This is a genomic window from Dehalococcoidales bacterium (assembly GCA_028716225.1).
In the GTDB taxonomy this organism is placed as follows: Bacteria; Chloroflexota; Dehalococcoidia; order Dehalococcoidales; family UBA5760; genus UBA5760.
The window spans coordinates 1-14,196 of the sequence record JAQUQE010000002.1 but is presented as its reverse complement, the minus strand read 5'-3'; the positions used below and the strand labels follow the sequence as shown (position 1 = coordinate 14,196).

Here is a 14,196-nt window from a genome sequence, read left to right as displayed (position 1 = left end):
GGCGGTCAAATTCCTGTGTCGGGCAATTCGCTCCGTGGGCTGATGAACATAGTATTAGTAATATTGCTCTCTGGAGGTAGCGGTTTGCCATGGGGACGGCAGACTGGAGCAGGCTCTTGTTTTCGGCCCCGGCCCTTCTTAAGTCCGCTGCTTCTTTAGCGTCTTACTTGGCAGGTTCGTTTATCAGGTTGGGCGGGACCTCTCCCCGCAGTCCGGCTAACAGGTTCTGAATAGCCAGGGAGACGTAAGACCTTCTGGCCCTCCAGGTGGCGCTGGCCAGGTGCGGTGTGACCACCAGGTTGTCCAGCTCGGCCATGCCCTCGGTTAGATCGGGTTCGTTCTCGAAAACGTCGAGAGCGGCTCCGGCTATCCGTTTTTCCTTGAGTACTTTCACCAGTGCCTTTTCGTCGATGACCGGACCACGGGCGACATTGACCAGATAGGAGTTCGGTTTCATCATGGCGAATTCCTTCTCACCGATAAGGTGGAAGGTCTTCCCCGGGATGAGAGGACAGTGCAGGGTAATGAAATCGGACTCCTTAAGCAGTTTCTCCAGGGGAACTCTGGTTACATTCAGTTCCTTCTCGGTAGCCGGGTCGGCTGGAATTTCATCGGCATATAGAATCCTCATGTCCCATCCCTGCGCCATCTTGGCCACCTTCCTGCCGATTCTGCCGAAGCCGACGATGCCCAGGGTTCCTTCCGGAATGTCGGCCCCGATGTAGTCGGCCGGTCCCCAGCCGAGGAATCTGCCTGCCCTGACGTCCCGGTCGCCCTCGACGATTCGTTTGGTCACTGCCAGCAGCAGCGCCCAGGTTGCTTCCGCTACGGCGCTGGCTATGTCCTGGGAGGGGGAGTTGGTCACGGATATTTTCTTAGCCGCCGCCGCTTCGATGTCGATATGGCTGAAGGCGACGCCGATGGTGGAGATTATCTTCAGTTTGCTTCCTGCCGCGATGATGTCTTTATCGAAGTAGGGGTCGCCGACGGAGATGAGAACGCCGTCCTTATCTTTCACCCCTGCCATCAGCTCTTTCTTTTCCATAATCCGGTCGAGGGGAAATACCTCAAGCTCGCATGCCTGCTCCATCTGCTTGTAGTCATCCGGGGCGATTTTATTGATCGCACGTCTGGTCACGAAAACCTTGGGTTTCATTGCTCCTCCTTGTTCTATAAATATTTTTGTGTCTTATCTCACAAGGGGCGCTCTTGCGACGGGATGGACAGGAGTATTGTCCTTGGCATGCCGAGAGGCTAACGAGCGCACCCCCCTATTTTGCCGTTCTACCGGTTGCGGGGAAGGTTACTTACGGTGACTAACATCCAGTAAAAGTGTAATATATTTTGATTCTGCGGGTCAAGAATCACAGTCTTTCTCGGGAGTGTCGGCTGAATTTGTTTAGCCTCTCTGTCATTGCCTGCCAGTGGGTCCCTCTCCAGTAGAGTCGATGACAGTGGGGGCACTCCATATACTGGTCCCGGGTTTGAAAGACATAGGGGGGTACCCGTCCTTCGACCTGGGATTTGCTTTGTCCCGTCAGGGGCTGGTTGCATTCCAGGCAGATGGTGAACGGATTGAAGAACGGGCTCAGGTGCAGCTCATCTATTACCTGAAGCATCTGGCGCTCGGAATCGTCACTACGAATAAGGATGGCCTTAATTTTTCCGCCGGTCACCACCCGTCTTCTCATAATCTGGGTGTCCCTGGTCAGTATCACCCTGCCCTCGTCTCCGGCAATGGATATCATCTGGGCGTCATCTTCGCCCTGAAAGAACAGGGTATCGTATCCTGACATCCGCAGCCACCTGGCCAGTTTGCCCGTATTGGCATCGACGATAAATTTCGGGATGTCTATTATTCTCCCTCTTATCTTTCGGATAGCCTTACAGGTCGATTTCCATTCCTTCGTAGGAGATGGTGATGGGGTGGTCCAGGGACCTGGCGACCGCGTCTATTTCGGTCTTGATTTCTGCCTCCAGGTCGGGATAAAGGTGTACCAGGACTACCTGCGGCAGGTAGTCCTTAAGCTTCTGAAAGGTGGCGAGCTCCTGCTTCAGGAGGGAGGGGGTGAGGTGTCCTTTTTCCCGGGCAAAGTCCTCGTATCGGTTGGGAGCGATAACCTCGATAACCAGCAGGTCGGGAGATACCTGCTGCCAGCATCCCAGTCCCGGTCCGGTGTCTCCGGTATAGAACATTGCCTTGCCGTCCGCTGCGGTGACCTGGTAGCCGATTGTTACTACCGAGTGATTCGATTCGGTGGTCACGACGTTGTAGTTTTCGATTCGATAGTTCTGCCGCGGTTCCACCGCAGTGAAATTGATGGTGGGATTCGGCTCGGGCTCTTTCAGGAAGTTGGGGTAGAGCCTGCCGTTCATCAGGCAGTCGGCCAGGGCCTGATATACCGCCGCTGAAGAGTAGATGTCAAAGCCGGTTTTATGGAGGTAGAAATTCATTGCCAGAGCGGGAATGTCCCTGATGTGGTCATAGTGCTGGTGGGTGAGCAGCACTGCCTTGATTTTCATCTGCTGTGCAAGCGACAGGCTGGAGGTCAACCCGCCGGCGTCCAGCGCCAGGGTGTCGTCTACCAGCAGACTGGTGAGCCGCGTGCTTTGTGATTCGCAGTTGTGGGCGCCGAGGATTTTGATATTCATGGTCGGATTACTAAATCCACTTCTTGCGGCGGAAGAAAAAGAGCATGCCGCCGATAATGCTGCCCATGATTAAGATAATATACAGGAACGGGTGGCCGGAGTTCTGGAAAGGCAGGTTGATATTCATTCCCCAGATACTGGCAATCAGAGTAGTCGGCAGCAGGATGGTGGAAATGATGGTCAGCAGCTGTATGACCTTATTGGTGCGGTTTGTCATCAGCGAGTCGTGGGTATCGTTAAGACCTTCGATCAGCTCCTTATATTCGTCCAGGGCGTCCCATATTCTGTCCAGGTGGTCGACCGTATCGCCGAAGTATACCGAGAGGTCCATTTGGGTAAAGCGGCGGATGTTGGGCTCTAGGCTGCCGATAACCGCCCTCATCGGCCAGATGATGCGGCGGAAGGCGATGATATCGCGCCGGATAACGGAGATTTCCTTGATCTGGCTGTGCCGCGTGCTGGCAAAAATCCCGTCTTCCACGTCCTCGATATTCTCCAGCATCTTGTTGGATATCGGGATACAGTAGTCGACCAGGCGGTCGACGATCCGGTAGAGCAGGTATCCGGAGCCCTCGCCGAAGTTCTCCTGCCGCGATTCTTCGTCGATTTCGCATTCTTTGAAGAGCTTGACCAGAGGCTTGAGATCGCCCTTGTGAATGGTAATCAGGTAGTCGGGGCCGATAAACACCGATAGCTGCCCGGCCTTGGTGACCCTTGCCTCCTTGTAGAATACCGGAAAGTGGAAGACCAGGAACAGGTAGTCGTTGTACTTGTCGATCTTGGGCCGCTGTATCCGGCTGAGGCAGTCGTCCAGGTCCAGGGGATGAAAGGGATAGTGCTGCGCCAGGTACTCGATATCCTGTTCTGTGGGGTTCTCGATGTTGATCCAGGTTAGTTCCCCCCAGGTGAGCGACTGTAGGTTCAGGTTCTCCTCTTTTTCGAGATGAGAAACAGTCATTGTAGTTCACCCCTTAAATGCTGGGTATATTCTATCATACATAATTGTTGTTGGGTAGCACTTGAAAAGACGGAATTAGCGAGGTGCTTTCCGGTATTGCCGCAGCCTTATCGAGTTTGCGCTATAGCTTGAGATTTGCTAAACTTCATTTGAAGCTGTGGGCCGTTAGCTCAGTTGGTAGAGCACCTGACTTTTAATCAGGGTGTCACAGGTTCGATCCCTGTACGGCCTACTCGTAATCTTACTACCATCTGCCGACATTTTGCCGACATTTTCTTCATCATCAATATGTTTTGGTAGTAGGGTGTCAATGCGTTCGGCGGCAGCTCTTTGCAGCCCTGGTACCGTGTGGGAATATATATCTAGGGTTGTGGTGATACTGCTGTGGCCGAGGCGTTCTTGGACGACTTTCGGATGCACTCCTGCCTTTAGAAGCATAGTCGCATGGATATGACGAAGATCATGCAGGCGCATAGAAGATAATCCGGCACGTTTGATTATCTTAGCGAAGGTATGCGTTACCGTACTTGGGTTCAACGGTTTACCGTCGGCATGAGCAAAGACAAAATCATTTTCAGAGAGTTTTCCGCCAAGCACTAGGCGTTCCATTTCCTGGGAGTTCTTGTATTGTCTTAACAAGGTTACCAAGGAAATTGGTAGATCGACAGGTCTCCGGCTGCGGGCGGTTTTTGGTTCCTTAATAACGATGGTACCATCATCTAATCTGTGTAGGCTGTGCGACACATATATAGAAGCTAATTCAAGATCCACCTCATTCCATTTCAAGGCTAGTAATTCGCTTCTACGAAGACCGGTGAGTAAGAGCGTGTAGTAATAGAGGTAGAAATTGCTTTGCTTAAGAGCAGTAATCAATCTGTCCAGTTCATCAGGTCCGAAGGAGGGTATGGATGTTTGTTGATGACGTGGAGGGCTGATGCTTTTACAAGGGTTAACCGATAATAAACCTGCCCTGACAGCATCATCGAGTGATTTACTCAGGATGCGGTAATGATATTGAACGGTGCGCTTGCTTAGGCCGCCGTTTCTTAACTTACGGCCTTGAGTCAATGCTTTAGATATGTAACCATTAATGTGGCTGGGCCTTAGTTCGCTGAGTTTGATGTTTCCTAGTGAAGGAACTACATAATTGATCAATTCATGGGTATAGCTTTCTCTCGTCTTTTCTGCAAGGTTACTTAATACATATCCGTCGATCCACTGGCGTAGCCAAAATGCCAGGGTCATATGTTTTTGTGGCTTGATATAAGTGCCTTGCTCAACAGTGATGGTAAGCTCTGCCAAACGTCTTTGGGCATCTTTTTTAGTACCCCTCACATTCTCAAAATGTCTCAAGCGCTTGCCGGTCGCCGGATCTCTGCCGATGTCGATTGTAATCTCCCATCCACCTTTGCTTCGCTGTCTAATATGCCCTCTCATCGTTTTATTCCTTGTTGTGATTATTCTTGAGTCCGGGTTTCTGAAGCCCAATCTATTTGAGCAGGCATGAGTTCAGGCTGCCCCTCGCGCTCTTTCAGGTAGCGGCCCATGAAGCTCTTGAACTTTTGAGTTCCCAAGCTGGTCTCTACAAGTCGGAAAAACCAGTTCCAGCCGGTGTATTCGAGCTCTTCGCCGGCATCAACGGCCTTCCAGAGGGTAGGGAGCAGATCCTGTGCTAGCATGGTCACCGTCTGCTCTTTGGCAACCTGAGCATCCTTTTTAGCCCTTTCTTTGAGGGCCTTACTGAGGGCGGCGCGGTCCAGTTCCTTATCCCAGCGCTGCATGGCACGTACTGTTGGAGGCTCCATGTTAAACGTTTCCCGGATAGCCTGTTTAATCTCGCTCCACTCCTTACCGTCACGCCTTTTTTCGATAACAAACACCTTAACTTCTATAGGAAATCTTCTCATTCTTCGTCTCCTTCGTTATAAAGTACTTGACAAACTAATCTAAGTATGATAACGGATATATATGACAATAGCGTATATCGTGTTATCGTAAGATACGAATATAGATTATCATATAACGTCGTTATTGTCAAGGGGAAATATGGGATTGATCAAGAGACTTTATAAAGTTGGGGAGTACAGCTATGTAGTTATTGTGCCCAAGGAGTGGCTTATGAGGCATAATAAACCTTCCAAGGTTGAGGTAAGGGTGAAGCGGGACCGGCTGATAATAATTCCGGTAATGACGAACAAGGAAGCTAGCGATGCGAACAAACGACAATAACCCAGTCGAGCCTTTATGTATCGATATCCCTGCCGTCGGTAGTATGTTAGGGATATCTCGAGCCACGGCATACGAAATGGCCCGGTTGGGACAATTGCCCGTGATCCGCTGTGGTACACGCCGAATGGTAGTGCCTCTAGCGGCTCTGAAACGAATGCTCGAGGAAGCAGGGCAGTATAACCCGGATGATAACAATGGAGTTAGGTAATGAACCAACCACGTAGTATCGATGATATCCTTTCCAGGCTTACCGGTGCCTGTAAGCGTGGTGATATCTGGGTAGCGAATTGTCCAGCTCCGGGCCATAGGACACCAGAGGAGCATTTGACTCTAAAGGACGCTGGAGATAAGGCCCTGGTAACCTGCCAGGGGGGCCGGCACAGCTATCGGGATATCTGCGGTGCGTTGGGTTATGACTCTCTTGGTTATGCCGATAATGGGAGGGGAGATATTACATTCGGTAGGGGGTGTTACCGCGTTACCGACCCGTTACAAAGGGGTGATTTAGCTTTGGATACCACCCAACATCCGGTAACACCCCCTACGTTACCGGATGTTACCGGTGTTACCATTAACAGCCTCTCAGAAGCCAAAAAGTTGCCAGTAGAGTTCTTGAGATTTTTAGGTATCAGTGATTTTAAATACCGCGGTCAGCCCGCCCTAAGAATACCTTATTCCACCGAAGACGGCGATGAAGCCGCTATCCGCTTCCGCCTGGCCCTAACCGGTGATAGCCGCTTCAGGTGGCGCAAGGGAGACCACCCCATACCCTATGGGTTAAACCGGTTAGAGCAGATTAGGAAAGCCGGTTGGGTGTTGATAGTAGAGGGTGAATCAGACTGTTGGACTGGTTGGTTTCATGGGATCCCGACTTTAGGAATACCCGGGAAAGGGGTATGGCGAACAGAATGGGGAGGGTATCTGGATGGATTAGCGGTATACCTCTGGCAGGAGCCTGAGGCCGAGGACTTCGTATTGAGGGTATTGAAAAGTGTCCCTGATCTCATGTTCATAAAGGCTCCCGAGGGAATGAAAGATATCAGCGAAGCCCATATCCAGAGTTGTAATATCCTCGCTCTCCTAAATGAGCTAAAGGAAAAAGCGAAGCCAGGTCGGATACTAAAGGAGTATAAAGACAGCGAGCAGTTAGATAAGGCATACAAAGGGGCGAAAGCGGTAATTGAGGCCGAGGATCCGCTCGAGGTCATTAAGGGTGCTATCTTGGGGCTAGGCTATGGAGGGGATTTGAAGCCGGCTATCATCACTTATTTGGCAGCGACATCACGGCTGCTGGCGATGAGAGACGGCGCCATGCCGGTACATCTGTTACTGAGCGGGCCCAGCTCAAGCGGTAAAAACCACACCCTGTCCATGGCGAAGAAATTACTTCCCTATGAAGCGCAACATATTATTGACGCTGGCTCACCCAGAACCATCATCTACGACGATGCCGATTTAGAGCACAAACTACTGGTATTCTGGGAGGCTGACAGCCTTCCCGCTGGTGAGGATAATCCCGCCGCCAGCGCCATCCGTAATCTACTGCAGGACCAACACCTCCACTATGAAGTCACCGTGCGTGATAAGGTTACCGGTGACTATAAGGTTAAGAAGGTAAGCAAACCCGGACCCACCGTCCTCATTACCACCAGCACCAATCCATTGGGCCATCAATTGATGACCCGGCTCTTCACCCTGGAACTGGGTGATTCTAAAGAGCAGATTTGCGCTGCCCTTAACGTACAGGCAGAGCTTGAGACGGAAGGGCCGCGCTCCCTGAACAGCGGACTGATAGCGTTTCAGGCATATCTACAGTTGAAGGTGCCCTGGCGGGTAAGGGTACCTTTTGCCCGGGAATTGGCGGCAGCGCTGGGGAAATCGGCCTCAGCGCCAAGGGTCCTCAGGGACTTTGCCCGACTTCTTTCCATGATAAAGGCAGTTACCATTATCCGCCATAATAAGCGGAGTGTTGATGGTGGAGGTTACCTGATAGCTTTACCCGAGGACTACGAGACGGTTCGGGAACTGGTGAGCGAGATGTATGTTTATTCCGTCTCCGGAACTGCCACCACGATTCGGCAGTTGGTGGAAGCGGTACGGGTACTCGAAGTTGCGAGAACCGAGGGCAGTCGAGTAACAGGCACAATGCTTGCCGATTACCTAAACATCAGCAAGATGGCAGCCCACCGCAGGGCAAAGAAGGCCCTCAAAGAAGGCTGGCTTATAAATAGGGAATTGAGGAAAGGATACCCGGCGGACTTTACTATTGGCGAGCCGATGCCTGATGTTGAGGGGCTGCCGGTGTTGAGTGACCTGGCCTGTAACACGGTAACAGACGGTAACATCCCCTATGTTACCGATTCTAGCTTGAAAAACAGGCTCGGTAACGCAGTAACACCATCTACCGCTGGTGATACTGCCCTTATTTCTGTTGATTCCAACCAATCAGTCAAAGACAAAGATCCCTGGGATGAATTCTTGGATGAAGAGGAGAGCAAGCAAAGTGGATGATATCAGATCCAGGATAGAAAGAGGCAGGAAAGCCATCAAGATTGCCGGAGAAAAGGGCATGGATACCTCTTACTGGGAGAAGGAGTTGGCACAGCTCGAGGTACTGGCTCAGGCTGAGGATGCTGCCCGGCGTACCGGTGAGCTCTGGGATAAACAGGGGTGGTGCTTGTGGAAATGCAGTGCCCTGGATGACGATATCATCGTGGTCTGCCGGGATGAAGTAAGCGCTGGTTACCCCAAGGGATACCCGGTCTACATAGAGTATGAGCTTGATATGTTAGGCCGGGATAAAGCTAACCATGACTCCCTGCGCCTGATACATGAGGCAAAGAAACTGGCCGGAGCTCGCGTAATAGGTGTCGAAGGCGCCAGGAGGGTATTGGGAGATAAGCTGTCTAAAGGGTTATGGGGTACCATTTCCCCAGACTAGCTAATGACCAGTAAGTCGAGCGGCATACTACTTAATGTATACCACTAAAGCAATAGGATTAGTGCCTGATTAAGTTGAACTGTATACCGGAGTTTTGGGATCTCCCCAGAGGGGGTTACCCCCTCTACCAAGTATATGCTGAGGGCAAGACCGAGTATGGTATACGGGGCTGGTATACAGCCATGGTATACGCTTCAGTATACGCAACAGGTATGCTAGCTGTTTAAGGAGGATAACATGACAGGAAATAGGGAAAGATGCGGAAGCAAGGTGGTTACTTTTCGAGTGCCGCAGGAGGTTTATGAGCAGCTTGAGCTGGTTAAGGATAGGATTCATCTTTCTAACGCGGACCTTATGAAGCTGGGTGCCCAGGTAGCCGACGAGCAGGTGAAAGCTAAGCTTGCTGAAGTTAACGGCCTCGAAGCCAGGCTTACTGAGCTCAGGGTCTCAGTTAAGGAAGAGCAATGGAGACTGGAAGAGTTCCTCAACGAGGAGAGGAAGCGTAGAATTGATGAGCTTGATACGCAAATACAAGCCTTGAGGTTATTTGACTGCGGCTGGAATGTGGAGGAGGTAAGTTTCAAGCTGGGTTTACCCGAAGATGCGCTTCTTCAATATCTACAGGAGTGGGAGCAGGATCAAAAGGATAGACCTATCATCAAGAGTGAGCTGCTGAAAGCATGCCTCAAAAGGTATATCGACAAGCTAAAGAACAGTCTTAGCTGGGTTCGTATTCTGCCCAGTACGCCAGAAGGTAGAGCCGAGGAACTGGAAAGGCAGATTGCCGATTGCCAGCGCCTGCTAGCTTCCCCGTCCAAAATCAGGAAACAAACCAGGGAATTTCTGCTGGCAGAGTACTCGTCTGCAGTCATGTCTGCGGTGGAGAAAAGGATGGCTAAAGCCAGCAGCAGCTTGTTACCGAAGGAAGGTTGTTAGACCATGACAATACCGATTAGACCCACCAACGGTGGTTTTCTGAGGCCATTCGGCTGCGCTTGGTTCATCATCGAGTTTCTCAAGGGCAGCGGCCCCGAGGACTCAAAGAAGATAGACCCTTCGTCTGGAGCCCCGATGACCGATGTCCACAGCGAGTATAAGCTGGCTCTGCACCGCGCCATCGCCAGGGACGCCACCGAAAGGGCGGAGGAAAAGCACATCGCCCGCGGTAAGCCGGCCTTTACCGCGGAGGAATACCAGCTTCTCCTGGAACACTACTTAAGCCGGATCCCCTATAAGCTCACCCGGGCACGCTATTCCAGCTTCACCCGGTACTTCGACCACCTCAAGAGACTGGGTTGGGTTGAGGAAACGGGCTATACCGAAGGCTCGGCAATTCAGGATGACTACCCGCCGGCTCCGCCCCGGGTTTATTACCGGCTCACCGCTAAGGGCCGGGAAGCTCCCCCCGACCAGGTATCAGACCCCGTCCAGGCCCTGTACCACTATCCCCGCGAACAGCGAAGCGCCAAGACAAGGCGCTATATCCGCATCTAGGGTAAAATTCCCCCCTAACCTACTACCACGGCCTCTATTTTTGGGCTACAGGCCGTCTGCTGATGTCAGGTAACCGATCCTTTCCCTCTGTTACGATATGTTTTTTGCGTTTGTGATGACCTTTTCTCTCCCCCCGGGGGGATGAGGATGTAATTGCTTCCTCTGGTTAAACCAAAAGTTCTTTTGTTCAATAATGAAGCTGTAAATGTAAAAGCACCTTAACAACCGAATAGCAACAAAGCCTTAAAGCCTTGAGCGCTTGCCTCAAACAGGGCAAATAAGCACAAAAGAGAGGTCAAGCGATGATAACAGCGACACCAGCACCAGCACCACCGCCAGCATCGCAAGGCGGACACTGTAGCCAGTGCGGTAAGGTATGGGTGCTAAACAAAAGGCAAGGCGTATGTCCGTGGTGCGGAAAGCCAGCGAGCCAACAGCACAGCAGGACACAAGCCTTGCGCAGTATCAAGTCTAGCCGACGGCGACGGCAAAAGCAAGCTCGGTCTAGCGGTAACGGCTATGACCAGCTAGAGGGCAATTGGCTAACCTATTACAAGGTAGCCTCTCGGTTTAGCGGTAAGTCAAAGCCAGAGGATAGAGAGGACTTGCTACACGATATAATGCTTACCCTTGCCGACGTGGAGCGCAATAACGGACACAAGCCGTTTACCGAAGCCGTGATGTATCGGATTGCCAGTCATAGCGTAGCCGACTATTGGAGAGCTTATTACAGGACTAACAGCGGTCTAGATTGCCATAGCTGTAGCAAGGCGCAAAGGGCAAAGTGTAAAGAGAATGACTTATACCGAGAGTGTCCGAAGGCTATCAAGCTGGAAAGCCTCAGTAAGCCAGTCATAGACAGCGAAGGCAATACCACCGAGCTTGGGGAGCTGATAGCCGATGATAAGGCTCTTGAGCTTGGGGCGTGGGTTAGTGAGAGTATATGGGAGTTAGGTTATAAGCCAAGACTGGTAGCCATAGCCCATAAGCTACACAAGGGTGAGGCTCTCAATAACTATGATAGAGTTTACCTTACCCGATATCGTAAACAAGAACAAAAAACACTACTACAATGATAACGTTTTGAGGTCATTTTGACGACTTATATAGTGGAAGCACCGCATAGGCTAGCGAGACGCAGATATGCGGTAGCTTACTAAAGAGGCGAAGCTGGCGGACTTGCCCGACTGCCAGATAGCCAAAGGGGTGAATAAACTGGAAAAACTGAATATCGAGGGCAAGCGTTCAGGCTCAGGCTTTGTGGCGCATAAAGCGACGCTGGTAAACGCCTTATCCAGAGCGGTCGCCGACAGGGTAACGCTTATGGACTTTACCATTGGGCGTAAGGGCTTACTCGGTTACCTTAAGTCGCTAAACGGAAGCAACATCGTAAAAGTTGCCCCGTTTACTGACAGTGCTAGCGAGACGCAGGCTGTTAGTAAACGGCTTAAGGTGGTTTGTGGAGCTAATATCAGCCAGCTTGATGACGGAGCGTGGATTGGTGATAACACGCCGATGACGCTCTGTGAGGTGAGGGTTACCTCTCGTAACGCCGTAACGCCTAACATCGGCAGTCTGGAGCTAGCGGAAGCGCTATCGAGGGTGCTACCCTTTACCGCTACTGAGGACACTCGACCAGTATTACAATGTGTCCTCTTTACGGCTAAAGAGGGTAAGCTCACGCTGGTAAGCGCCGACGGCTTTAGACTGGCGGTAGTAAGCCTTGACTATGACGGAGAGGGCGAAGTCCTGATAAGCCGTGAGGATTTGGCAGGAATAGCCAACGCCTTGCGGAGCGCCAAGAGAGCAAGGGTTAGCTTTGAGGGTGAGGACATCAAGACGCTCACCATTGACACCGAGCTAATCCGCTATCAGTGGGTTAGCGACGACGGCAAGTTTCCCGACTGGGAGAGGCTAATCCCGACCGAGGCTAAGACCACCGCTCACTTTGACACCGTCGAGGCGGGCAAGGCAATCGGCACACTGAGAGCCCTTGCCGACAACAAGTCTTACCCGATAGACATTACCCTTGATAACGGCGTGATGGTGCTGGCTAATCCCGATGATAAGGGACAAGCCACAATGCCAGCCGATATTGAGGGTGAGGCTAACAGGGTAAGGCTAGACGGCAGTTACCTTGCCGAGGCGTTAAAAGCGTGTGGCGGTATGCCAGAGCTAAAGCTCACCGACGGCAAGTCGCCAGTCCTCTTTACCACTAACGGCTATAAGCTAGTGGTAATGCCGATGCTTACCAGTGAGCACACACCGAAAGCCGAAGGCAAGCCAGAAGCCGAAGCCGAGAGCGAAGGGGTAACCGATGAGGCAACGGAAGCCGAGCCAGAGCCAGAGCCAGAGGTAGAGGTAGAGATAGCCGAGCCAGAAACTGAAGCTGAGACAAAGCCGAAAGCGAAGCGTAAGGGCAAGGTAAGAGAGCCAGTCGCTGTAGCCTGAAACTGAACGCTTGAACTCAAAAAGGACACGCACAAAGAGGGTGTTGTGAAGCACCCTTTTTGTGCTCTTTTTTTGTAAGAAGAAGGGGGTATTGCTCCCCAGTGCGTGGGAGTAATGCCCCCTCTTTGTTTATGCGTGGCCAGGGGCAAATCTAAAGAGAGGAGGTGAAACTGTGCCCATTAGATGGAGCGCGCTACTGGTAAGCGAGGCGATGGATATGGTGGAGGAGTTTGTCAACCAGGCCGCCGAACCGCTTGCGCAGGCCAGGATTGTGGCTAACGAAGCCCGGAACATACCTAACCTGCCCCAGTATCTCGACCAGCGTCTGGTGCACCTTGTTTGCGATATTGAGCGGATAGACTACATCAAGTCCTCGATTAAGGCTGTGAGGAATGATTTACCAGACGGAGCGGTAGAAGCGGAGAGGCGGATAGCCAGCCACGGCCGGCAGCCGGTATTAGTCGGTTAGGAGATTAAAATCAAAATAATATAGGAGGGTTTTTGTGCCAAAAACAGGTGATATGGTAAGTGATATTGTGGGGATATTCACTGACCCGATTCTGGTGTTCCCCGGGGGGTGGGGGGGTACCTTACCCGATTGGATTAAGGGAGCCATCACGATGGACAGGCTGGAGATGAGCATCAGGGCCTCAAAGGGTGAGGAGGAAACCGGTACCGATGCCGAGGCCTGCGCCTATCTCTATACCGCCGGACTAAGCGCACCGATGGACCACGACTGGAGCCGGATATATCTCTATGTTTCTACCAGAACCTATACCCGGCATAAGGGTGGCCAGATGCCAGATGATATCCGGGTAGAGAGCCTTGATGATTACCAGATGGCTGAGCTTAAGAGGCTTAAGGACTGGATATACCGTCAGCGGGTCAAGGTGAGACAGGAAAGGGAGAGGGCGGACAGACGAATAGAACGGGATGGAGCTGAGGAACAAAGGAAATCCGAGCAGCCGGAGCTATTCGACTTCTAGGAAGTTATCTGATTAGCTGTAGGGCCTGGGGGGAGGATTCTCCCCCAGGCCTTTTTCTTTGCCATTACATCCGTGTCTATTGACTTTGTTTCACGATTAGTTTAAGCTCAGAGAAAACTAGGAGAGGAGGGAAACCGTGCAGGCCTATTGTGTAAAATGCAAAACCAAGCGTGAAATCAAGGATCCCAGGCAGATAACCATGAAGAATGGAAGACCCGCTACTCAAGGAACCTGCCCTGTTTGCGGCACCAAGGTGTTTAGAATCGGTAAGAGCTAATAATAAAGTTATCCAATAATCAGAATATATGAGCTGGATATCGGGTAGGATATCCAGCTCTATTTGTGTCCATTACACTATATAAGCTTTGATTGTATATGGCGAGCCCGTAAGTAATCTAACCGTTTCCTTGTAAGCCAAGATGGCAAGTCTTGGTGTTAGGATATAGTTACCACAATGAAAGCCTTTTAGATTTTATAATGTGAAT

Annotated in this window: 15 protein-coding genes and 1 tRNA gene; 11 read left to right on the top strand and 5 right to left on the bottom strand. The window is 51.4% G+C overall.

What is annotated here, in order from left to right; genetic code table 11:
- Positions 1 to 163 precede the first annotated feature (163 nt).
- From PHI12_01600 to corA, 4 genes are all read right to left on the bottom strand, one after another.
- Complete coding sequence (locus PHI12_01600; protein MDD5509495.1) at positions 164 to 1,156, bottom strand: D-glycerate dehydrogenase; 993 nt, start codon at positions 1,154 to 1,156, stop codon at positions 164 to 166.
- 208 nt (positions 1,157 to 1,364) lie between these two features.
- Positions 1,365 to 1,838, bottom strand: a complete 474-nt coding sequence (locus PHI12_01595) for a Mut7-C RNAse domain-containing protein (protein MDD5509494.1) — start codon at positions 1,836 to 1,838, stop codon at positions 1,365 to 1,367.
- A gap of 46 nt (positions 1,839 to 1,884) precedes the next feature.
- Positions 1,885 to 2,652, bottom strand: a complete 768-nt coding sequence (locus PHI12_01590; protein ID MDD5509493.1) for an MBL fold metallo-hydrolase — start codon at positions 2,650 to 2,652, stop codon at positions 1,885 to 1,887.
- A gap of 10 nt (positions 2,653 to 2,662) precedes the next feature.
- Positions 2,663 to 3,610, bottom strand: coding sequence for a magnesium/cobalt transporter CorA (gene corA / locus PHI12_01585; protein MDD5509492.1), 948 nt, complete (start codon positions 3,608 to 3,610; stop codon positions 2,663 to 2,665).
- 159 nt (positions 3,611 to 3,769) lie between these two features.
- Here corA and PHI12_01580 point away from each other — a divergent pair.
- Positions 3,770 to 3,842, top strand: a tRNA-Lys gene (locus PHI12_01580).
- 1,225 nt (positions 3,843 to 5,067) lie between these two features.
- On the opposite strand, the gene PHI12_01575 is transcribed toward PHI12_01580, so the two are convergent.
- Entirely contained in the window at positions 5,068 to 5,517 is a 450-nt protein-coding gene (locus tag PHI12_01575) for a hypothetical protein (GenBank protein ID MDD5509491.1), read from the bottom strand.
- 302 nt (positions 5,518 to 5,819) lie between these two features.
- Here PHI12_01575 and PHI12_01570 point away from each other — a divergent pair, with 302 nt between their 5' ends.
- The 10 genes from PHI12_01570 (at position 5,820) to PHI12_01525 (ending at position 13,988) form a co-directional block, all read left to right on the top strand.
- Entirely contained in the window at positions 5,820 to 6,047 is a 228-nt protein-coding gene (locus tag PHI12_01570) for a helix-turn-helix domain-containing protein (GenBank protein MDD5509490.1), read from the top strand.
- Positions 6,047 to 8,350: a hypothetical protein gene (locus tag PHI12_01565; GenBank protein ID MDD5509489.1), complete on the top strand. Its 2,304-nt coding sequence runs from the start codon at positions 6,047 to 6,049 to the stop codon at positions 8,348 to 8,350. The genes PHI12_01570 and PHI12_01565 overlap by 1 nt, the downstream gene beginning before the upstream one ends.
- Entirely contained in the window at positions 8,343 to 8,780 is a 438-nt protein-coding gene (locus PHI12_01560) for a hypothetical protein (protein MDD5509488.1), read from the top strand. Before PHI12_01565 ends, PHI12_01560 begins: the two co-directional genes overlap by 8 nt.
- Before the next feature lie 237 nt (positions 8,781 to 9,017).
- Complete coding sequence (locus PHI12_01555) at positions 9,018 to 9,716, top strand: hypothetical protein (GenBank protein ID MDD5509487.1); 699 nt, start codon at positions 9,018 to 9,020, stop codon at positions 9,714 to 9,716.
- A 3-nt stretch (positions 9,717 to 9,719) separates the two neighbouring features.
- The gene (locus PHI12_01550; GenBank protein MDD5509486.1) at positions 9,720 to 10,274 is read left to right on the top strand and encodes a hypothetical protein; all 555 of its coding nucleotides are present in this window, start codon (positions 9,720 to 9,722) and stop codon (positions 10,272 to 10,274) included.
- Positions 10,275 to 10,576: 302 nt separating this feature from the next.
- Entirely contained in the window at positions 10,577 to 11,350 is a 774-nt protein-coding gene (locus PHI12_01545) for a hypothetical protein (protein ID MDD5509485.1), read from the top strand.
- Between the two features lie 103 nt (positions 11,351 to 11,453).
- Complete coding sequence (locus tag PHI12_01540; protein ID MDD5509484.1) at positions 11,454 to 12,725, top strand: DNA polymerase III subunit beta; 1,272 nt, start codon at positions 11,454 to 11,456, stop codon at positions 12,723 to 12,725.
- A 172-nt stretch (positions 12,726 to 12,897) separates the two neighbouring features.
- Positions 12,898 to 13,194: a hypothetical protein gene (locus PHI12_01535; GenBank protein ID MDD5509483.1), complete on the top strand. Its 297-nt coding sequence runs from the start codon at positions 12,898 to 12,900 to the stop codon at positions 13,192 to 13,194.
- Between the two features lie 34 nt (positions 13,195 to 13,228).
- On the top strand, positions 13,229 to 13,711 hold the full coding sequence (locus PHI12_01530) for a hypothetical protein (GenBank protein ID MDD5509482.1): 483 nt from the start codon (positions 13,229 to 13,231) through the stop codon (positions 13,709 to 13,711).
- 136 nt (positions 13,712 to 13,847) lie between these two features.
- Entirely contained in the window at positions 13,848 to 13,988 is a 141-nt protein-coding gene (locus tag PHI12_01525) for a DUF5679 domain-containing protein (GenBank protein MDD5509481.1), read from the top strand.
- Positions 13,989 to 14,196: the final 208 nt, after the last annotated feature.